Origin of the sequence: Collinsella sp. wc0583 (genome assembly GCF_046116915.1) — a bacterium.
Taxonomy (GTDB): domain Bacteria; phylum Actinomycetota; class Coriobacteriia; order Coriobacteriales; family Coriobacteriaceae; genus Collinsella.
On the sequence record NZ_JBJXBN010000003.1, the window covers coordinates 244,241 to 263,329 of the forward strand.

General features: G+C 60.3%; 21 protein-coding genes and 1 pseudogene. 19 read left to right on the plus strand and 3 right to left on the minus strand.

Annotated features, from left to right (window positions below):
* Positions 1–15 precede the first annotated feature (15 nt).
* From ACKUUJ_RS03985 to ACKUUJ_RS04060, 16 genes and pseudogenes are all read left to right on the plus strand, one after another.
* A complete protein-coding gene (locus ACKUUJ_RS03985) occupies positions 16–627 on the plus strand; it encodes a hypothetical protein (protein ID WP_117647577.1) in 612 nt (203 codons plus the stop codon).
* A 501-nt stretch (positions 628–1,128) separates the two neighbouring features.
* Positions 1,129–1,926, plus strand: a complete 798-nt coding sequence (locus ACKUUJ_RS03990) for a sulfite exporter TauE/SafE family protein (RefSeq protein WP_409064734.1) — start codon at positions 1,129–1,131, stop codon at positions 1,924–1,926.
* 687 nt (positions 1,927–2,613) lie between these two features.
* Positions 2,614–3,234: a 50S ribosomal protein L3 gene (rplC, locus tag ACKUUJ_RS03995; RefSeq protein WP_035137484.1), complete on the plus strand. Its 621-nt coding sequence runs from the start codon at positions 2,614–2,616 to the stop codon at positions 3,232–3,234.
* 46 nt (positions 3,235–3,280) lie between these two features.
* Complete coding sequence (gene rplD / locus ACKUUJ_RS04000) at positions 3,281–3,907, plus strand: 50S ribosomal protein L4 (protein ID WP_006235032.1); 627 nt, start codon at positions 3,281–3,283, stop codon at positions 3,905–3,907.
* On the plus strand, positions 3,908–4,195 hold the full coding sequence (gene rplW / locus ACKUUJ_RS04005) for a 50S ribosomal protein L23 (protein WP_022094197.1): 288 nt from the start codon (positions 3,908–3,910) through the stop codon (positions 4,193–4,195).
* A 179-nt stretch (positions 4,196–4,374) separates the two neighbouring features.
* Entirely contained in the window at positions 4,375–5,205 is an 831-nt protein-coding gene (gene rplB / locus ACKUUJ_RS04010) for a 50S ribosomal protein L2 (RefSeq protein WP_022094198.1), read from the plus strand.
* A gap of 32 nt (positions 5,206–5,237) precedes the next feature.
* Entirely contained in the window at positions 5,238–5,498 is a 261-nt protein-coding gene (gene rpsS / locus ACKUUJ_RS04015) for a 30S ribosomal protein S19 (RefSeq protein ID WP_006235035.1), read from the plus strand.
* A gap of 14 nt (positions 5,499–5,512) precedes the next feature.
* Entirely contained in the window at positions 5,513–5,884 is a 372-nt protein-coding gene (rplV, locus tag ACKUUJ_RS04020; RefSeq protein WP_006235036.1) for a 50S ribosomal protein L22, read from the plus strand.
* Positions 5,885–5,890: 6 nt separating this feature from the next.
* Positions 5,891–6,601 carry a 30S ribosomal protein S3 gene (rpsC, locus tag ACKUUJ_RS04025; RefSeq protein ID WP_006235037.1) on the plus strand — a complete coding sequence of 237 codons (711 nt, stop codon included), beginning with the start codon at positions 5,891–5,893 and terminating at the stop codon, positions 6,599–6,601.
* Positions 6,601–6,996 (plus strand): annotated as a pseudogene (gene rplP, locus ACKUUJ_RS04030) (50S ribosomal protein L16); the annotation flags it as partial. The gene rpsC and the pseudogene rplP, both read left to right, overlap by 1 nt.
* Before the next feature lie 107 nt (positions 6,997–7,103).
* Positions 7,104–7,319 (plus strand): 50S ribosomal protein L29, encoded by a 216-nt coding sequence (gene rpmC / locus ACKUUJ_RS04035; protein WP_006235039.1) that lies wholly within the window; start codon positions 7,104–7,106, stop codon positions 7,317–7,319.
* Positions 7,320–7,335: 16 nt separating this feature from the next.
* Positions 7,336–7,596 carry a 30S ribosomal protein S17 gene (gene rpsQ, locus ACKUUJ_RS04040; RefSeq protein WP_006235040.1) on the plus strand — a complete coding sequence of 87 codons (261 nt, stop codon included), beginning with the start codon at positions 7,336–7,338 and terminating at the stop codon, positions 7,594–7,596.
* A gap of 118 nt (positions 7,597–7,714) precedes the next feature.
* The gene (gene rplN, locus ACKUUJ_RS04045; RefSeq protein ID WP_006235041.1) at positions 7,715–8,083 is read left to right on the plus strand and encodes a 50S ribosomal protein L14; all 369 of its coding nucleotides are present in this window, start codon (positions 7,715–7,717) and stop codon (positions 8,081–8,083) included.
* 13 nt (positions 8,084–8,096) lie between these two features.
* On the plus strand, positions 8,097–8,402 hold the full coding sequence (rplX, locus tag ACKUUJ_RS04050; protein WP_006235043.1) for a 50S ribosomal protein L24: 306 nt from the start codon (positions 8,097–8,099) through the stop codon (positions 8,400–8,402).
* A gap of 485 nt (positions 8,403–8,887) precedes the next feature.
* Entirely contained in the window at positions 8,888–9,967 is a 1,080-nt protein-coding gene (locus tag ACKUUJ_RS04055) for a Gfo/Idh/MocA family oxidoreductase (protein WP_349088805.1), read from the plus strand.
* 3 nt (positions 9,968–9,970) lie between these two features.
* The gene (locus ACKUUJ_RS04060) at positions 9,971–10,717 is read left to right on the plus strand and encodes a DeoR/GlpR family DNA-binding transcription regulator (RefSeq protein WP_409064735.1); all 747 of its coding nucleotides are present in this window, start codon (positions 9,971–9,973) and stop codon (positions 10,715–10,717) included.
* A gap of 344 nt (positions 10,718–11,061) precedes the next feature.
* Here ACKUUJ_RS04060 and ACKUUJ_RS04065 read toward each other — a convergent pair whose 3' ends face one another.
* Both ACKUUJ_RS04065 and ACKUUJ_RS04070 read right to left on the minus strand, forming a co-directional pair.
* The gene (locus tag ACKUUJ_RS04065; RefSeq protein WP_346979514.1) at positions 11,062–11,721 is read right to left on the minus strand and encodes an RluA family pseudouridine synthase; all 660 of its coding nucleotides are present in this window, start codon (positions 11,719–11,721) and stop codon (positions 11,062–11,064) included.
* Positions 11,722–11,736: 15 nt separating this feature from the next.
* Complete coding sequence (locus ACKUUJ_RS04070; RefSeq protein WP_409064736.1) at positions 11,737–14,232, minus strand: DUF3656 domain-containing protein; 2,496 nt, start codon at positions 14,230–14,232, stop codon at positions 11,737–11,739.
* Positions 14,233–14,610: 378 nt separating this feature from the next.
* Here ACKUUJ_RS04070 and ACKUUJ_RS04075 point away from each other — a divergent pair, with 378 nt between their 5' ends.
* Complete coding sequence (locus ACKUUJ_RS04075) at positions 14,611–14,988, plus strand: RidA family protein (RefSeq protein WP_035137477.1); 378 nt, start codon at positions 14,611–14,613, stop codon at positions 14,986–14,988.
* A gap of 122 nt (positions 14,989–15,110) precedes the next feature.
* Here ACKUUJ_RS04075 and ACKUUJ_RS04080 read toward each other — a convergent pair whose 3' ends face one another.
* The gene (locus ACKUUJ_RS04080) at positions 15,111–15,767 is read right to left on the minus strand and encodes a transcriptional regulator (RefSeq protein ID WP_409064737.1); all 657 of its coding nucleotides are present in this window, start codon (positions 15,765–15,767) and stop codon (positions 15,111–15,113) included.
* Between the two features lie 351 nt (positions 15,768–16,118).
* Between ACKUUJ_RS04080 and ACKUUJ_RS04085 the strand changes: the two genes are divergently transcribed.
* Positions 16,119–17,513 carry a uracil-xanthine permease family protein gene (locus ACKUUJ_RS04085; RefSeq protein WP_409064738.1) on the plus strand — a complete coding sequence of 465 codons (1,395 nt, stop codon included), beginning with the start codon at positions 16,119–16,121 and terminating at the stop codon, positions 17,511–17,513.
* 196 nt (positions 17,514–17,709) lie between these two features.
* Complete coding sequence (gene ssnA, locus ACKUUJ_RS04090; RefSeq protein ID WP_195503601.1) at positions 17,710–19,065, plus strand: putative aminohydrolase SsnA; 1,356 nt, start codon at positions 17,710–17,712, stop codon at positions 19,063–19,065.
* The last annotated feature ends 24 nt before the right edge of the window (positions 19,066–19,089 follow it).

Below are 19,089 nucleotides of genomic sequence, written 5' to 3' on the forward strand. Positions count from 1 at the left end.
GAGAAAGGCCTATCCATGGATATGAAGACGATCGGCATTGTGGTCGTAGTGGTTGCGGTCGGGTTCACCATTTACATGGAGGTCCAAAAGCGCACAACCTTCGCCAAGCTCGAGGCGTACCTGCGCGAGGGCGACCTCAACAACTACCTCAAGGTCCTGAACCGCCCGCTCACTAGCGTGCTGTACCCCAAGTACAACGTGCTTTTCATGCGCTTGAACGCAGCTCTTGCCATGGATGACGTCGAGGCATCCGAGCGCATCATCCGCGAGATGGGTTCGCTCAAGATGAGCGAGGAGCAGACACTCGCGCTGGCGGCAAAGGCGTTCTCCTTCTACGTGGAGATCGGGGATGAGCCCCACGCACGCGAGGTGCTCTCCTACCTCGAGGAGCACGGTGATCGCGAGGCTGCGCGTGCCGACCGTCGCACCTATGACGTCTTCCTCAAGGGCTCGTATGCCTATATCGACGAGATGGAGCGCGCGTTGTCGGAGGCGGCTGGCATGGAAGAGGCCCTGCTCTGCCAGATGCTCTCGGTTCAGTACGAGAACAAGGGTGACGAGGGGCGCGCCGCGTCCTATTGCGAGCGCGCTGAGCGGACGCTCGCAGCAGCCATGCCTGACAAGTAGGGAAGAGTCTAGGCGCTTCATATGCTAGCAATCGTATTCGCCATTGCGTTTTTCGCCTCTACCATCAGTGCCATCTGCGGTGTCGGCGGGGCATCATCATTAAGCCCGTGATGGACGCCGTGGGTGTCGCCGACGTGGCGACCATCAACTTCCTGTCCGGATGCACCGCGAGGACAACATCGGGCACTTCGCCATGAGCGTTTCCACCGCGCTGCTGCTCGACGTCGTCTACGCGTGCATCTTCAACCAGGATTACTTCGCTAACTACTAGCGGCGTGTCGAGACGGTGCGTGGGCCATTGAGGGACTCGGCAGGCAGATTGGCGGGGACGCCTAGCCCTTGGCGCAACGGTGCTCCGCATGAGCGGCGTAAATAGGGACATATCGCGCAGCAGCGTTCGAGATATGTAAAAGTCCACAACCATACGCTGCGGTTTTGAATGATACGAACGCTTGCAATTCGTTGCATAGGGTGTTGCTCGATCGATAGGAGCTTGTTCGGATGGGTCCTCAATACATCTTGGTCTTCGCGGTATGCTTCCTGGCGTCGCTTCTGGGGCCGCTCTGTGGCATCGGCGGCGGCGTGATCATCAAGCCCGTGGTCGACGCGATGAACGTCATGAGCGTGAGCACGGTGAGCTTCCTCTCGAGCATGTCGGTGCTCATCATGTCGCTCTCCACGCTCGCGCAGAACGCGGCGAGCGGGCAGTCTGATATCGACGCGCGGGCGATGTCGCCCATCGCCGTCAGCTCCGCGGTGGGCGGCGTGATCGGCAAGATGTTGTTCAACCGGCTGGGGTCCGTGTTCCCCGACGCCGAGCTCGTCGGCGCGGTCCAGGCCGCCGTGCTCATCGTGCTCGCCGTCCTCGTGCTGGCCTACACGCTCAACAAGGCGCGCATCAAGGGCCTCAAGCTCGAGAATGCGTGGGCGCAGGCGCTCATAGGGTTCTGCGCCGGGGCGTGCTGGTCCTTCCTCGGCATCGGCGGCGGCCCCTTCAACCTGGCCATCCTCGTCTTCTTCTTCGCCATGGAGAGCAAGCCCGCCGCGCAGGCGTCGCTGTTCATCATCGCGTTCTCGCAGACGGCGAGCCTCATCTACACGCTGGCCACGGGCAGCGTGCCCGCGTTCCTCTCCGTGGTCCTGCTGGGCATGGCGGCGATGGCGGTGCTTGGGTCGGTCGTGGGGCGCCGCCTGCTGCGCCGGATGGACTCGGCGGCGGTCGATAAGCTCTACGTGTTCGCCCTCGTGTTCATCATCGTGATCTGCACGTACAATTTCATCCGGTTCTCGGTGCTCTAGTTCTTCGCCCCGAAACGGGATGCCGCGATAATGGAGCTGGAGCGCGGGCCTTCCTCTTCTGCCTTGAGGAGGTCGCCGTGTCCCGCTCGTCTCATGAGCGCCGATGGTGTTGAAGTCCTCTTGGCAATAAGTCGCGGCAGCGTCAGCCGCCAATTCAAAAAAGCCACAAGCGGAAGGCAAACCGATTCAAAGCAAATTCACCCTCCAACAAATAGTGGATCCCCAACAAAGTCTTTAGCCTGAGCGAGCAGAGTTAAGCAGACATCAACGTGTCGTCTCCCGAGCACGGCGGAGGGTCGGAGAAATATATTAAGGTCATCGCGAGTTCCGCACGCAAAGGAAAGCACTTAATGTGCTTTCCGTCTTGCGCAGGACTGTAGAGCAGCAAACTTAATATATTTCGCCGCCCCTCTGCCAAGCCCAGGCGACTCCACGCACTTTACCTGCGTAAACAATGTGAGTGAAATATGAATCTCGATGGATACGCCCGCAGCCGTGTATACTAAACAGCTGTGTGTAACCAGGGGAGTATTCTGGCTGGACAAAATGCCTGCTTAATAGGGTTGTCAGGTAGTCCGGACGCAATACAAGGCTGGGGAGCACGTCGTGTAAGTAGTGGTCCTCTAGGGGCGTACGCTCGGTGGTGTACGCATTGTCCCAAGACCACGCGAGAGTTGGGATCATATCTTGATCAGCATGATTCTCGGCCGCAAGATTGGCATGACCCAGGTTTGGGACGAGGACGACAACGTCGTTCCCGTCACGGTCATCCAGGCTGGCCCCTGCGCTGTCTCGCAGGTTAAAACTCAGGCAACCGACGGCTATGACGCCGTCCAGATCGGTTTCGGCGACATCAAGGCCAAGAACGTGAACAAGCCCATGGCTGGTCACTTCGCCAAGGCTGGCGTCGAGCCTGTCCGCTTCCTTCGTGAGGTCCGCGTCGAGAACGGCGAGGAGCACAAGGTCGGCGAGGTCGTCACCGTCGCTGATTTCGCTGATGTCGAGAAGGTCGACGTTATCGGTACCTCCAAGGGTAAGGGCTTCCAGGGTCGCATCAAGCGCTGGGGTCAGCGCCGCGGTCCTATGACGCATGGTTCTCACTTCCAGCGTCACCCCGGTTCTATCGGTCAGTGCGCCTATCCTGCGCGCGTCCTCAAGGGCGTCAAGATGGCCGGTCACATGGGTAACGAGCGCGTTACCGTCAAGAACCTTTCCGTTGTCCGCATCGATGCCGAGCAGAACCTCATCTTGGTCAAGGGCGCTGTCCCGGGTGCCAAGAATGGTCTCGTCGCCATCCGTATGGCCTAAGGGCCCAGCCCATTTAGCCCAGCGTCATACCAAGGAGAACACTTAAATGGCAAAGTTTGAAGTAAAGAACAGCGAGGGCAAGAAGGTCGCCGAGGCCGAGCTCGCCGCTGAGGTGTACGGCATCGAGCCGAACATCCACGTTATGCACCACATCGTCAAGTGCCAGATGGCCTCTTGGCGTCAGGGCACCCAGTCTGCTAAGGGTCGCTCTGAGGTTTCCGGTGGCGGCAAGAAGCCTTGGCGTCAGAAGGGCACCGGCCGTGCCCGCCAGGGTTCCATCCGTGCTGCCCAGTGGCGTCACGGTGGCGTCGTCTTCGCCCCCAAGCCCCGTTCCTACGCTAAGCGTATGAACAACAAGGAGGTCAAGCTGGCTATGCGCTCCGCGCTGTCCGCCAAGCTGGCCGATGGCGAGCTCGTGCTCGTCGACGACTACGGCTTCGAGAAGCCTTCCACCAAGGCTGCCGTCGCCATGCTCAAGGCTCTCGGTCTTGAGGGCAAGCGTCTGACCATCATCGTTCGCGATGAGGACGTCAACGCCTACCTGTCGTTCCGCAACATTCCCAAGACGTTCATCATCACTGCCGACGAGGCCAACACCTACGATCTCGTCAACAACAACGCCGTGCTGATGCCCGCCGACATCGCCGCTCACTTCGGGGAGGTGCTTGCATAAATGACCGCCCACGAGATCATCATCCGTCCGATCGTGTCCGAGCGTTCCTTCTCCGGCATGGAGCTGAACAAGTACACGTTCGAGGTCGCCAAGGATGCTAACAAGTATCAGATCAAGGACGCTGTCGAGGAGATCTTCGGCGTCAAGGTCGTTCGCGTGAACACCCTGACGGTCAAGCCCAAGACCAAGCGCGTGCGCTATGTCGCCGGCAAGACCCGTTCTTGGAAGAAGGCCATCGTCACGCTGGCCGAGGGCGACACCATCGAGGTCTTTGGCAACCAGGCCTAAGACTCGCTGCTGTTGAGTGAGCTCATGCCTCCCAACTAGGGGAGGCGAGAGCTCAAGGTTTTGGGCGTATAAAATGGACACGCCCGGAACCGTGTATACGTCCGGTGTCATCGCACCCGAGGCAGAACCTCGAATCCCTGTCTGCGATGGCTAACGGATTCCTATTGAAAGGGATTGTAATGGCTGTAAAGCACCTTAAGCCGACCTCCGCTGGTAGGCGTTGGCAGACGATCTCCGATTTCTCCGAGATCACCTGCACCAAGCCCGAGAAGTCTCTTCTCGAGCCCCTGCCCAAGAAGGCCGGTCGTAACAACAACGGCCGCATCACCACCCGCCACCAGGGCGGCGGCGTGAAGCGTCGTTACCGCGTGATCGACTTCAAGCGCAACAAGGACGGCGTGCCCGCCAAGGTTGCCACGATCGAGTACGATCCGAACCGTTCCGCTCGTATCGCTCTGCTGCACTACGCTGACGGTGAGAAGCGCTACATCCTGGCCCCCAAGGGCCTCGAGGTCGGTCAGACCATCATGTCCGGTTCTGACGCCGACATCAAGCCGGGCAACGCTCTGCCCCTCGCCGACATCCCCGTCGGTACGCTCATCCACGCCGTCGAGTTCCAGCCGGGCAAGGGCGCTGCTATCGCCCGTTCCGCCGGTAACTCCTGCCAGCTGATGGGTAAGGAGGGCAAGTACGCTATCGTCCGTATGCCTTCCTCCGAGATGCGCCGCATCCTCGTTACCTGCCGCGCCACCGTCGGTGAGGTCGGCAACGCCGATCACTCCAACATCGTCATCGGCAAGGCCGGCCGTAAGCGTCACATGAACGTGCGCCCGACCGTCCGCGGTACCGTCATGAACCCTGTCGACCACCCGCACGGCGGTGGCGAGGGCAAGAACCACACCTCTGGTCGTCCCTCTGTTACCCCCTGGGGTAAGCCGACGAAGGGCCTTCGTACGCGCAAGAAGAAGAAGGTCTCGAACCAGCACATCATTCGTCGCCGTAAGAAGTAATTTCGGATACCGAGTTTTAGGAGAAAGCACTTATGAGCAGAAGTCTCAAAAAGGGCCCGTTCGTGGAGACTCGCCTTCTCTCGCGTATCACCGCGATGAACGAGGCTGGCAAGAAGGACGTCGTGAAGACCTGGTCCCGCGCGTCCACCATCTTCCCCGAGATGGTTGGTCACACCATCGCCGTCCACGACGGCCGCAAGCATGTGCCCGTGTATGTTACCGAGTCCATGGTTGGTCACAAGCTCGGCGAGTTCGCGCCGACTCGTACGTTCCGTGGCCACAAGGCCAAATAGGGGGTTAACCGTAAATGGCAACTAAGTCTATTGAAACTGAGGCCACCGAGGTTCGCGCCGTCGCTAAGTACGTGCGTGTTTCCCCCAGCAAGGCCCGCCTGGTGGTCGATCTGATCCGCCGCAAGCCTGTCGCTCAGGCCTTCGACATCCTCCACTTCTGCGACCGCGCCGTCGCCGTGGATGTCGAGAAGGTTCTCCGTTCCGCCGTTGCGAACGCCGAGAACAACAACGGTCTGCGTGCCGACAACCTGGTTGTCGCCGCTGCCTATGTTGACGAGGGTCCGACGCTTAAGCGCATCCGTCCCCGCGCCAAGGGTTCCGCTTCTCGCATTCTGAAGCGTACTTCCCACATCACCGTCGTCGTTGCTCCTCGAAAGGAGGCGTAAAGCTGTATGGGTCAGAAAGTCTACCCCACCGGCTTCCGTCTTGGCATCACCGAGAACTGGCGCTCCCGCTGGTTCGCAGAGAAGGATTACGCTAAGACCCTCGGTAACGATCTCGAGATCCGCAAGTACCTCGAGAAGCGTCTTTCCCGCGCAGCTGTCTCCCGTGTCGAGATCGAGCGCGCTGGTGACAAGGTGAAGGTCATCATCCTCACTGCTCGCCCCGGCGTTGTCATCGGTAAGAAGGGTGCCGAGATCGATACCCTCCGCACCGAGCTCGAGAAGGTCGCTGGCGTCTCCAAGGGCCAGCTCTCCGTCGACGTTGTCGAGATCAAGCGCCCCGAGCTCGACGCCAACCTCGTTGCTCAGTCCATCGCTGAGCAGCTCGAGGGCCGCGTTGCCTTCCGTCGCGCTATGCGCAAGGCTGTCCAGTCCGCCCGCAAGGCCGGCGCCAAGGGCATCCGTATCCAGTGCTCCGGTCGTCTCGGCGGTGCCGAGATGGGCCGTCGTGAGTGGTACCGTGAGGGTCGCGTGCCTCTGCACACCCTCCGCGCCAAGATCGACTACGGCACGGCTGTCGCCAGCACCACCATGGGTGCCTGCGGCGTGAAGGTCTGGATCTACCTGGGCGAGAAGCTCCCGGGCCAGCCTGTTCCCAACCCTGCACTCGAGGGCTCTTCCCGTCCTCGTCGTCGTAACTCCGAGAGGAGGGGTCAGTAGTGCTTGCCCCTAAGCGTATTCTTCACCGCAAGGTGCAGCGTGGCTCCATGAAGGGCCAGGCCAAGGGTAATACCGAGCTGCATTTCGGCGAGTTTGGTATCCAGGCTCTCGAGGCCCATTGGATCACCAACCGTCAGATCGAGGCCGCTCGTATTGCCATGACCCGCTACATGAAGCGTGGCGGTCGTGTCTACATCACGATCTTCCCCGATAAGCCCATCACCAAGAAGCCTGCCGAGACTCGCATGGGTTCTGGTAAGGGTAACCCCGAGGAGTGGGTGGCCGTCGTCAAGCCCGGCCGCATCATGTTCGAGGTCAAGGGCGTGCCCGAGGAGGTCGCTCGCGAGGCTCTGCGTCTTGCACAGCACAAGCTTCCCATCAAGACCAAGATTGTTGCTGCCAAGAACGCTGAGCAGCGCATCGAGAAGGAGATGGCTGAGGAGGCCGCTCTCGAGGCCAAGTGGGCTGCTGAGGACGCCGCCGCCGCCAAGGAGGAGAACTAATGAAGCCCGCAGAGATTCGTGAGCTCTCGGACGCTCAGCTCGTTGAGAAGCTGAAGGAAATGCGCGCCGAGCTCTTTAACCTTCGTTTCCAGATGGCCACCAGCCAGCTGGACAACACCGCTCGCGTCAACACCGTGAAGAAGGACATCGCTCGCGTCCTCACGGAGCAGCGCGCCCGCGAGATTGCAGCGGAGAAGTCCGCTGTCGCCGAGTAGGACCTAAGGAGAGAACATGACTGATTCGCGTAACTCGCGTAAGGTCCGTACGGGTGTCGTTACCTCCGTCTCCGGTGCCAAGACCATTGTCGTCACCATCACCGAGCGCAAGCGTCACCCCAAGTACGGCAAGATGATGACCAGCTCCAAGAAGCTGCACGCTCACGACGAGGAGTGCACGGCTGGCGTGGGCGATACCGTCCGCGTTATGGAGACCCGTCCTATGTCCAAGATGAAGCGCTGGCGCCTCATCGAGGTCGTCGAGCGCGCTAAATAAGCAGTCGCTCTTACGACTTGTACGTTTCCGAAGATGTGCGTATGCCTGGTTTGCATACCACAGGCCGCCTAAAGGCTGCGCACCTCTCTTCGGTTCTTAGTTCGGAGGAACATCTACCATGATTCAGATGCAAACCATGCTGAACGTCGCCGACAACTCCGGCGCTCGCAAGATTCGCTGCATCAAGGTGCTTGGCGGTTCCAAGCGTCGTTATGCAGGCATCGGCGATGTGTTCATCGGTGCTGTCCAGGAGGCTACCCCTGGCGCCAACGTCAAGAAGAAGGACGTTGTCCGTTGCGTCGTCGTTCGCACCGTTAAGGAGATCCGCCGCAAGGATGGCTCCTACATTCGCTTTGATGAGAACGCCTGCGTTGTCATCAACAACGATGGTTCGCCCGTCGGCACCCGTATCTTCGGGCCCGTCGCTCGCGAGCTTCGTGACAAGAAGTACATGAAGATCGTCTCGCTCGCTCCCGAGACCCTGTAGTTAGGGGAGATATATGTATATCAAGAAGGGCGATAAGGTCCAGGTTCTCTCTGGTAAGGATCGCGGCAAGCAGGGCGTTGTCCTGCGTGCTCTCCCCGCCGAGAACAAGGTCGTTGTCGAGGGCGTTTCGGTCGTCAAGAAGGCCGTCAAGCCCAACGCTGCCAATCAGCAGGGCGGCATCGTTTCGCAGGAGGCTCCTATCGACGCCTCCAACGTCAATCTCGTTTGCCCCGAGTGCGGTAAGGTTACCCGCGTCGGTCACGAGAAGGACGGCAAGAACAAGCTGCGCGTCTGCAAGAAGTGCGGCCACAAGTTCTAAGCTGCCCGCAACATCAAGTTGCTAGCAAAGGCCCGGTTGCCCCAAGGCACCCGGGCCTTTTTCTATCCCTACTCATTGGGGACAGACTTAAATGACTTGTCGTTGGGGATGTTCTTAAACGGCTAGTTGATGGGGACAGTCTTTAGATTTGTATATCTGGCCATCTGGGATAGGCTTCAACGAAAGCGGCACCTAGGGACAGTCCTTTGATGTCTGGTGCCCCCAGAGGGGAGAAGTAATACAGCTGGCTCTGTCTTTTAGGGCTATGGTGTTCCGCCCCTTTGTGTTTCACAAGGATCGTCCCGTGCGCATTTATGCGCATAGCCATGCGCGATAATGCGCATAACTGCACAAACATCTGCCAACTATGGCTAAATAATGACTGATAAGAAAATAAACACGCAAACACGAGCAGATACGCGCGCAATTGTGCGAATATAGGGTTGTTAGAAATGAAGGACTTCCGATGACTCAGGAGGCACATAATGGCAGATTCCAAACAGGCTCCGCTCGACGCCGAAGCAGCCGCAAAAGCAGCGTTCACTTCGGTCCAGGACAAGCCATTCCCCGATGATATCTTTACGGCTCCCGAGCTTCGTTGGGCTGTGATCGGGTGCGGCGTTATCGCCAACCAGATGGCCCAGTCTCTCGCTCTTGCCGGTCGCAAGCTTGCGGGCGTCGCCAACCGCACGCTGTCCAAGGCTCAGGCTTTTGCTGAGCAATATGGCATCGAGAAGGTCTATGAAACGGTCGAGGACCTCTACGCCGATCCGAACATTGACGCAGTCTATATCACCACGCCGCACAACACGCATATCACCTACCTGCGAGCCGCTCTGGCAGCTGGTAAGCACGTACTCTGCGAGAAGGCCATTACCCTCAACTCTGCCGAGCTCGACGAGGCCCGTGCCATCGCCGACGAGCACAACGTGGTCCTTATGGATGCCACCACGGTGCTCCACATGCCCTTGTATCAGGAGCTGCGCCGCCGCATGGATGCCGGCGACTTTGGACGCATGAACCTCGCCCAGCTCAACTTTGGCAGCTACAAGGAGTACGGCGACCTGACCAACCGCTTTTACAATCGCAACCTTGCTGGCGGTGCCATGCTCGATATTGGCGTCTATGCCCTGTCCGTCATGCGCCTCTTTATGGCAAGCCAGCCCGCTGAGGTCGTTTCGCTGGGCAACACCTGCGAGACTGGCGTTGACGTCGCGGGTGGCATCGTCTGCCGAAATGCCGAGCAGCAGCTGGGCGTCGTGAGCCTTACGCTCCACTCCAAGCAGCCCAAGCGCTCGGTCATCAGCTTCGACAAGTGCTACATCGAGGTCAATGAATATCCGCGTGCCGATCACGCGACCATCGTGTGGACTGCGGACGGCCACCGCGAGGAGGTCCACGCCGGCACCGAGGCTTACGCCCTGTGCTATGAGATGGCCGACCTGGAGAAGGCCGTTGCCGGCGACGACTCCAAGCGCGAGCTGCTGGATTATGCTTCTGATGTTATGGAGCTTATGACCAAGCTCCGCGCCGACTGGGGAGTTGTGTACCCCGAGGAGGAGTAAGCGATGCTTGCGGAAGATAGGCTCAACGCGATCGTGTCGATGGTGCAGCAGGCCGGCTCGGTTACCGTGCCGGAGCTTGCCGAAGCCCTGGGCGTGACGGCGTCTACCATTCGGCGCGACCTGCAGGCGCTCGACCGTGCACACCGTATCGCCAAGGTGCACGGAGGCGCGACGAGTCTGGAGCGTGCGCACGTGACGCGCGACCTGACGATCAGCGAGCGCAGTGATCTCCATAACGATGACAAGGAGCGCATCTGCGCCCGTGCCGCGGCTCTGGTGGAGCCCGATAGCTTTGTGTATATCGATTCGGGCTCCACGACCCTCAAGCTCATCGAGCATCTTCCGCGCCTTGAGGGTGTCACCTATGTGACCGATTCCGTGCTCCATGCTCAGCATCTCGCCCTGTATGGTATGCGCACCGTGGTGCTAGGCGGCGAGCTCAAGCCCGAGACCGAGGCACTCGTCGGTCCCGATGCCTTGGCAACCCTGGACCGCTATAACTTCAACTGCGGTTTTTGGGGTTCCAATGGCATCGCCGCCGAGCAAGGTCTCACCACACCGGATATCGAGGAAGCGCAGGTCAAGCGTATCTCGATGCGCCATACCGCCAAACGCTTCGTAATCTCGGACGCCAGCAAATTTGGCATGGTGGCGCCCGTCAAGTTTGCGGACTTCCGCGACGCAACGATCATCACTACGGGCGAGGTGCCCGCCAAGTACCAGTCGATGGACAACGTCATCACGGTCTAGCGATGGGACAAGGCCAAAACCACCACAAAGGTGCCTGTCCCCATTGTGGTGGTTAGTAACGAAAACCGAGTAGTTTTCTCAATAGAAAAGCGGCAACGTCCATTACGGGCGTTGCCACTTTCGTTGTCTGCCGGTTTTTGTCTAAGTCTGTAACAACTAGACCGTTAAAAGTGGGCCAGGTGTTACAGATTGAGATTTTCCCTTAAGGGGGATTCGAATGTCTCGATCTGTAACAGATAGTCCGGAAAAAGGGTTCTAACTGTTACGGATCGAGACGTTTTGGGATCGCGGCTGAGCCATTGCGGCAAAACCACCACGAAGGTGCCTGCCCTTTTTGGCAGGTTTTAGGGCTCCCAGGGGCAGGGGGCTTCGATGTGGATGGGCTCGCCGGTTACGGGATGCGTAAAGGACACGCTGTGGGCATGGAGCATCAGGCCGCAGGGACGCGGCGTGCCGTAGAGCTCGTCGCCCACCAGGGGATGACGCTCACTCGCCAGGTGCACGCGGATCTGGTGTTTGCGGCCGGTGAGCAGCTCGACATCGATATACGAACGCGTGGGCAGGCCTCGGCGGCTCTTAAGGCGCTTGAGCACCTTCACGCGCGTTTGAGACGGCTTGCCGCTGGCGCCGACGCGCATCTTTCGGCTGTCGTGACGGTCGCGGGCGATGGGCTTGTCGATGAGCTTTTCGTTCCAGTCGATCTTGCCCTCGGCGAGCGCCAGGTAGTGCTTTTCGAAAGCGTGGTCGATCACCATCTGGTCAAAGGCGGGCTGCGTCTGCTTGTCGAGCGAGAACAGCACCACGCCGGTGGTGTCGCGGTCCAGGCGGTTGAGCGGCTGCATGTCGGTCGCGGCAAAGCCGTCGCCCATCGCCAGCAGCAGGTCGCTGGCGTAGTCGGTGAGCGTGCGCTCGCCGGTGCCGTCGCCGTGGACGATCATGCCGGCGGGCTTGTCGATGGCCATGAGCCAGGCGTCGCAGTAGAGGACTTGAGGTTCTTCGTTCACGTGTAAGCCTTTCGGTTAGCTGATTCCCACAAACATGCAGCCCGAGGTCGCCCCGCGTAGGCGGGCGGCGGGCTTGCGGCCGGCCTGCGCTGCCTCGACGGCACGACGGACGCGGGCGACGGCACGGCCCACCTCATCCGTCTCGAGCAGCGTTCCGTCCACCATGAGGCGACGCACGCCGGCGTCGAGCAGCTGAGGAACCTGCGGCGTGAGGTCGATGGGGTAGGCATCGTACAGGCGAGAGCGGCCGTGGATGTCGGTGCGGACGGGCATGACCTTTCCGTCGATATTCTTGAGCGAGAGCTTGCGGGCACGCAGGCGGCAGTTGGCACAATCGTGGATGCAGCCATTGGCAACCTGCAGAATGCAATGCTCGCTTGTCATGACGCGCGGGCGGCCAAAGACGGTGATGCCCAGAGCAGCGGGCGCGGCGGCGCCGAGCGAGACAATCTCGTCGAGCGTGATCTCGGGCGAGAGCCAAAACGCACCGGCGCCGCGCTCGGCAAGCGCCTCCATGCAGGGCGTGTTGTGCACCGGCAGGCAAGAGCGAATCTCGGCTGTGGCGCCGGCATGCGCGGCTACGGCGAGCTCGGAGATATTGCCGACGGCGACGGTGGCTCCAGCATTGATCCAGGGATCGACGCGCTCGTGGTCGACGGCGCGGCAGACCTCGTCGAGTACAGGCACGATACCCTGCCCAAATGCATCGGCGGGGGAGAGCTCGGCCGCATCGAGCGCGTCGGTGGTCATGTAGATGCGCGTTGCACCCTCCACGCGCGCTGCCTCGGCGGCTTCGAGCGAGGTGACGGTGGCGCAGATCTGCGACTCATCGCGGTAGTGCTCGGGCGCGGGGCGGGAATCACTGGTTACAATCGCCGGCAACTCGAGCGTTTTCGCACGCTCCTCGTACGGTGCCAGAATGGCCTCCTCGAGCGCTTTACAGGCGGCGGCGCGCACCTTGTGCACGGCGGAGAAGCCCATACCGCAGCCGGCGTCGAGCGAAATGTCAAAGCTTGCTGCCTCAAAGGGCGAGGAGCCCATGCGGCCTACATGCTCCACCAGATCGGACGCCTCGACCGCACGGGTCTTGGCGGCCTCGACGGTAAAGCCCGTGGCCGTTGCCGCAAGCGAAGGGTTGTCACAGCAGGTGAGTGTGACAGTAAACGGCTCGCCCAGACGCGCCATGACGGACACATCAACAGCTCGGCGGCGCAGCACATCGCGTTTGAGCGCGGCGCCGGCGGCATCGATGGCGCGCTGGCTGCGGATGACGCGCACGCGGCAGCCCTCGGGCATGCTGCGGGGCACGCGACACTCGATGATGTCACCGGCGGCGGCATCATCGGTAGCGATAGTGGTTAGGAACTGGTCGAACTCGTCATCGTGGCGAAGTTCCAACAAGTCGCCCTTGCCCACGGGTTCAAACAGCTCAATGCGGGCGATGGCGGCGCGGCGACGGCGGTCGTCGGGCTTGAGGCCACGCACATCGCGGTTGGCCGGGCGGCTGCCCAGCACCGTGCCCACGATCTGGCCGCGGTTGTTGGAGCGCTCGTAGCTCATCATCTCGTCGCCCGAGGTGCCGTCCTGATAGGCGTGCGTAAAGTCGCGGTTGAAGCAGCGCTTGAGCTGGCGCTGGCGGGCGGCTTCCTCGTCCTTGGCAACGGCGACCCCTGCCAGCATGTCATCAATTTCGTGACGATACACATCAACGATGGAGTACACGTAATCGGGCGCCTTCATGCGGCCCTCGAGCTTGAGAGACGCGGCGCCGGCATCATACAGACGGCGAACGAGCTGTGAGGTGTTGGTGTCACGCGGGCATAGAGCGCGCTCGCGACCGGCAGGGGAGAGCGTGCGGCCGTTCTCGTCGATCAGCTCGTAAGGCAGGCGACAGGGCTGAGCGCACATGCCGCGGTTGGCCGAGCGGCCCGCCATGGCAAAGCTCGAGAGCAGGCACAGGCCCGAGTAGCAAAAGCAGATGGCACCGTGGCTAAAGACTTCAAGGTCCACATCGGGCGCGGCATCGTGAATGGCGGCAATCTCGTCGATGGAAAGCTCGCGCGAGAGGGTCACGCGGTCGGCGCCCTGCTCGCGGCACCAAAGGGTTCCGCGGTCGTCATGGATGTTCGCTTGGGTCGAGATATGCGTCTCGATGCCGGGCATGGTGCGCTTGACCTCAAAGAACAGGCCCCAGTCCTGGATGATGAAGGCGTCGGCGCCCAGCGTGGAGCAGCGATGGATGAGTTGCAGCGCATCGCCCATCTCGGACTGCTTGATGACGATGTTGACCGTGACGTAGACGCGCGACCCGGCCAGGTGTGCAGCACGGCAGGCCTGCTCAAAGGCCTCGTCGGTAAAGTTGGTGGCCTTGCGGCGGGCGTTGAAGCTGCCCATGCCGCAGTAGATGGCGTCTGCCCCGGCGGCGAGTGCGGCGGCAAAGGGCTCGGGCCCTCCGGCGGGCGCCAAGAGCTCGGGTCTGCGGTTGGTGGTTCGACTGGCGGTTACGGTCATATCCTGCCTTTCAAAATGCTCAGACACTCAAAAGTATAGTGGTGCTGTTGCGGCGGACGAGCCCTGTGGCCCAAGCAGGATAAAGTCTTCAGCAGCCCTTGCAGCAAAAATGATCCGTTTCCCTCCGTCCCCTATGGATCACCTGATCCGATGGGGACGGAGGGAAACGGATCATTTTGAGCTTCACCGTCCGGTCGTGCCGTTCAGCGGTCGACAGGCGCCGTTGAGCGATAAAATATTCTCGCAACGTGATAATAATCTTGCATCGCGCGGAAACCTTGAGTACTATCCCAAATCAAGCGCGGTGTTCAGACCGAATTGTGCCTCCCGGTGTGAACGCCGCGCTCACGCTCTCTATCTGATCGTAAGGAGAAAAACATGAGCAAGACCGTCGTGTCTTCCGATAACGCACCTGCAGCCATCGGCCCGTATTCCCCCGGCATCCAGACCGGCAACATGGTGTTCCTGTCCGGCCAGCTGGGCATCGACCCCGCAACCGGCAAGATGCCCGAGGGCGTCGAGGCCCAGGCTAAGCAGTCCCTTGCTAACGTCGAGGCCCTGCTGACCGCTGCCGGTGCCACCTTTGCCGATGTCGTCAAGACCACGGTCTACCTGGCCGACATTGCGGACTTCGCTGCCGTGAACGAGATCTACGCCTCCAAGTTCGAGGCCCCCTTCCCCGCGCGCAGCGCTTTCCAGGTTGCCGCCCTTCCGGCCGGCGGTCTGGTCGAGATCGAGGTCGTCGCCGCTCTCTAAGGTGTTGGCGAAAACAAAACATGACATGCAAAAAGACCCTGCAGTGCGCGTGAACTGCAGGGTCTTTTGTCAAGCGATGCGACAAAAATGATCCGTTTCCCTCCGTCCCCAAGGGTTAACGTTTAGCCTTCCTTGCGGACTTTTTGCAGGTAGCGGTAGACGCTGGGCTCCGAGATGCCCAGCGCGGTGGCGGCGCAGGCCACGGCGCCCTTGAGCATGAACACCCCGTTGCCGTTGAGGTGGCGAATGACGTCCACGCGGTCGCTCTGACCAAGCGACGCTACATCCAGCCCGCGCGCGCTCAGCAACTCGGAAATACTGCGGTCGATGAGTTCCTGCGTAGACTCCGAAAGGCTTTCGACCTCGATAGACGCGGGCTCCGCCTGTCTAGGCGCCGCGTCGAAGCAGGCCATGAGCTGCTGCGCCATGGCGTTGATGGAGCGCACGGTCGAGAGGTCGGTGTTGACGCAGAGCATACCGACAATCTCGTCATTCTCGCGGATAAAGTACGTCGCCGACTCCAACGTCTTGCCACCGGCACCGCGCCCCTCGTAGCCCGTAATAAACGGCAGGTCGCGATACTTGGCGTCGTGCATGATCTTGAGTGCCAGGTCGGTGGCGGGACCGCCGACCTTGCGGCCGCTCACGATGCCGTTGCGAATATCGACGATGGCGTGGTCGGGATCCGAGAAATCGTGCAGCACGATTTCGCTGTTTTTGCCGAGTATCTGCTCCAGGAAATCGACCATCGGCAAAAAGCGACGTACGGTCTCGTTCACGGGCAACTCCTTTTGGTTCTATCGAAGTGTTCATAACAATTTTTTATCATGGTAACACGCTGCTCATCATCTCGTATATCAGCAGGTACATTGCGTAATACAGACGAACGGTAGGAATTTGGCGGTAAACGGTTGACCAAAAGAAAAGTTAGATGTTATTTTGACCAGACACTTTCCTGACCTGCGGAAATGCGTTATCTCAGCTGAAGAATAGTCTGATAACAAAAAATTATTATTGAGAATGAGAATCATCTTTAATACGATATGCAACGAAGGCACAACCTCAACCCCGCACTGCGTCACAATAGAGCGTTAGATGCGAAAACAACTATTTCGAGGATTGGTGGTCAAATGACCCAGGAGACGGTTACGAACGGCACTGAAGCCCTGTTCACTCGCGAAGGCATGCCGCCCGTTAGGGAAATGATCCCGTGTGCCCTTCAGCATGTACTGGCATCGTTTGCCGGCATCATTACACCGGCGGTCATCATGGCCGGTGTCTACGGCTTTAATAGCCAGCAGAGCACCGACATCATCCAGGTTGCACTCATTCTTTCGGCAATCGACACGGCCCTTCAGGCCTTCGCTCCCTTCCGTCGTATCGGCGGCGGCCTGCCCATCGTCATGGGCGTTTCGTTCGCGTTCCTGCCGGCCCTTCAGGCCATGGGCGCCTCGGGCTTTAGCTTTGGCGCGCTGCTGGGCGGCGAGATCGTCGGCGGTGCCGTTGCGGTTCTCTTTGGTCTGGCCTACAGCAAGATCAAGTGGCTGTTCCCGCCCGTCGTGACCGGTACGGTCATCTTCTCCATTGGCGTCTCTCTCTATCCCACGGCCGTCAAGTACATGGCCGGCGGTATGGGTACGCCGCTGTGGGGCACCCCGCAGGCCTGGTGCGTCGCTCTTATCACCTTCGCCGTGGTCTTTGCGCTCGCCAACTTTGGCAAGGGCACGCTCAAGCTGGGATCCGTGTTCTTTGGCATGATCGTTGGCATGATCGTCTCCATCCCCTTTGGCATGATCGACTTCTCCAGCGTCGCCACCGCTCAGGTCTTCGCCCTTCCCAAGCTTATGCCCTACGCGCTCGAGTTTGATCCCGAGGTCTGCATTACCCTCGCTGTCGTGTTCCCCATGGTTGCCATCCAGGTTATCGGTGACGTTTCCGCCGCCTGCCTGGGCTCCATCGACCGTATGCCCACCGAGCGCGAGCTCTCCGGCGCTATTGTGTCTCAGGGCCTCACCTCTATGGTCGGCGGCCTGCTGGGCGGTCTTCCCACCAGCGCCCTTGGCCAGAACGTGGGCATCATCTGCTCCAACAAGGTCGTCAACAAGTGGGTCTTTGTGATCATCGCGGCCGTCTTTGCCATCGCCGGCCTGTTCCCGCAGCTCTCTGCCGTCCTTTCCGCCATCCCGCAGCCTGTCATCGGCGGCGCGACCGTCGGCGTCTTTGGCACCATCACCATGAACGGTGTGCGCATGTTCACCCGCGAGGGCCTCACGCAGCGCACCACCACCATCGTCGGCACCTCGGTCGTCTTTGGCCTGGGTATCTGGATGGCCAGCGGTTGCCTTGCCGGCGAGGGCATGCCCACCTGGGTGTCCACCGTCATCGGCTCCAACGCCGTGACCCCCACCGCCATCATGGCCATTGTCCTTAACCTGATTCTTCCGCAGACGCCGGTCGTGGCTCAGCACATCGATGCCGCCAAGGATGCCGCTGTGGATCTGGTCCTGCCCGAGAGCAAGAAGTAACCGATTCGGTGCTATTCGCCGGCGGACGCATCGCCTCGTCCGCCGGCGCCATGCGGCGCCAAGCCGCACTTCAAAGGGCTTGTCCCTTTGGTGAAGCGTTGACGGGAGAGGGCCCGTTTCCGGTGTAGGCCGGCGCTTCGCACTTCCGCCATGTCAGAGGTGTCAAACCCCGCCTCTGATGTTGAAGGGAGCATTTATGCTTCTGGTCGCTAACGGTTCTGTCTTTACCCGCAACGCTCAGACTCCGTTCATTCCCAACGGTGCGGTCGCTATTGACGGAGATACGATCGTCGAAGTGGGCCCCGAGCGCGAGCTCAAGGCCAAGTACCCGGATGCCGAGTACGTCGACGCCCAGGGCAACCTCATCATGCCCGGACTTATCAACTGCCACACCCACATCTATTCGGGTCTGGCCCGCGGTCTTGCCATTAAGGGCTGCAACCCCACCAACTTCCTGGAAAATCTTGAGCAGCAGTGGTGGAAGATTGACGACAACCTAACGCTCGACGGCACCAAGGCAAGCGCCTATGCCACGATTTTGGATTCCATCCGCGACGGCGTCACCACGATCTTCGATCACCACGCGAGCTTCTGCGAGATTCCGGGCAGTCTCTTTACCATTAAGGACGCCGCTCAGGAGCTGGGCATGCGTTCGTGCCTGTGCTACGAGGTTTCCGACCGCCGTGGCCAGGAAAAGTGCGATCAGGCTATTGCCGAGAACGCCGAGTTTGCCCAGTGGGCCGCCAAGGAGCGTCGCGATAACGACAACCACATGATCGCCGCCATGTTTGGCGGTCACGCCACCTTTACGCTGTCGGACGAGACCATGGATAAGATGGCCGAGGCCAACAATGGCCTGACCGGCTTCCACATCCACGTGTGCGAGGGCATGAACGATGTGTGGGACTCCCGCCTCAACCGCGGCGGCATCAGCCCCGTCGAGCGCCTGCTGCAGCACAACCTGCTCGGTCCCGACACCATGCTCGGCCACTGCATCCACGTGACGCCCGCCGAGATGGATATCGTCAAGGAGTCCGGCACCTGGCTGGTTAACAACCCCGAATCCAATATGGGCAACGCTGTGGGCTGCGCCCCCGTGCTCGAGTTCTTCCGCCGCGGCATCCCCGTGTGCATGGGCACCGACGCCTACACCCACGATATGCTCGAGAGCCTTAAGGTCTTCCTGATCATTCAGCGCCACAACGCCGCTATGCCCAACGTGGGCTGGTGTGAGGCCATGACCATGCTGTTCGAGAATAACGCCAAGATGGCCAGCAAGTATTTCGATCGCAAGCTCGGTGTGCTCGAGGCCGGCGCTGCCGCCGACGTCATCGTCATGGACTACAAGCCCTTTACGCCGCTGAGCGAGGAGAACATCGACGGCCACATGCTCTTTGGCATGATGGGCAAAAACTGCCGCACCACCATCATCAACGGCCGCGTCCTGTACAAGGATCGCGAGTTTGTCGGTATCGATGAGGACAAGATCAACGCGTGGACCATGGCTGAGTCCAAGAAGCTCTGGAGCACGCTCAACGATCGCGCCTACTAATTACAAGTAGATTCACGCGCGCCG

Excerpts from the sequence above, each read along its gene's own strand:
- ACKUUJ_RS03985 (WP_117647577.1), top strand. The coding sequence starts at position 16 with ATGGATATGAAGACGATCGGCATTGTGGTCGTAGTGGTTGCGGTCGGG.
- ACKUUJ_RS03990 (WP_409064734.1), top strand. The coding sequence starts at position 1,129 with ATGGGTCCTCAATACATCTTGGTCTTCGCGGTATGCTTCCTGGCGTCG.
- rplD (WP_006235032.1), top strand. The coding sequence starts at position 3,281 with ATGGCAAAGTTTGAAGTAAAGAACAGCGAGGGCAAGAAGGTCGCCGAG.
- rplW (WP_022094197.1), top strand. The coding sequence starts at position 3,908 with ATGACCGCCCACGAGATCATCATCCGTCCGATCGTGTCCGAGCGTTCC.
- rplB (WP_022094198.1), top strand. The coding sequence starts at position 4,375 with ATGGCTGTAAAGCACCTTAAGCCGACCTCCGCTGGTAGGCGTTGGCAG.
- rpsS (WP_006235035.1), top strand. The coding sequence starts at position 5,238 with ATGAGCAGAAGTCTCAAAAAGGGCCCGTTCGTGGAGACTCGCCTTCTC.
- rplV (WP_006235036.1), top strand. The coding sequence starts at position 5,513 with ATGGCAACTAAGTCTATTGAAACTGAGGCCACCGAGGTTCGCGCCGTC.
- rpsC (WP_006235037.1), top strand. The coding sequence starts at position 5,891 with ATGGGTCAGAAAGTCTACCCCACCGGCTTCCGTCTTGGCATCACCGAG.
- rpmC (WP_006235039.1), top strand. The coding sequence starts at position 7,104 with ATGAAGCCCGCAGAGATTCGTGAGCTCTCGGACGCTCAGCTCGTTGAG.
- rpsQ (WP_006235040.1), top strand. The coding sequence starts at position 7,336 with ATGACTGATTCGCGTAACTCGCGTAAGGTCCGTACGGGTGTCGTTACC.
- rplN (WP_006235041.1), top strand. The coding sequence starts at position 7,715 with ATGATTCAGATGCAAACCATGCTGAACGTCGCCGACAACTCCGGCGCT.
- rplX (WP_006235043.1), top strand. The coding sequence starts at position 8,097 with ATGTATATCAAGAAGGGCGATAAGGTCCAGGTTCTCTCTGGTAAGGAT.
- ACKUUJ_RS04055 (WP_349088805.1), top strand. The coding sequence starts at position 8,888 with ATGGCAGATTCCAAACAGGCTCCGCTCGACGCCGAAGCAGCCGCAAAA.
- ACKUUJ_RS04060 (WP_409064735.1), top strand. The coding sequence starts at position 9,971 with ATGCTTGCGGAAGATAGGCTCAACGCGATCGTGTCGATGGTGCAGCAG.
- ACKUUJ_RS04070 (WP_409064736.1), bottom strand. The coding sequence starts at position 14,232 with ATGACCGTAACCGCCAGTCGAACCACCAACCGCAGACCCGAGCTCTTG.
- ACKUUJ_RS04075 (WP_035137477.1), top strand. The coding sequence starts at position 14,611 with ATGAGCAAGACCGTCGTGTCTTCCGATAACGCACCTGCAGCCATCGGC.
- ACKUUJ_RS04085 (WP_409064738.1), top strand. The coding sequence starts at position 16,119 with ATGACCCAGGAGACGGTTACGAACGGCACTGAAGCCCTGTTCACTCGC.
- ssnA (WP_195503601.1), top strand. The coding sequence starts at position 17,710 with ATGCTTCTGGTCGCTAACGGTTCTGTCTTTACCCGCAACGCTCAGACT.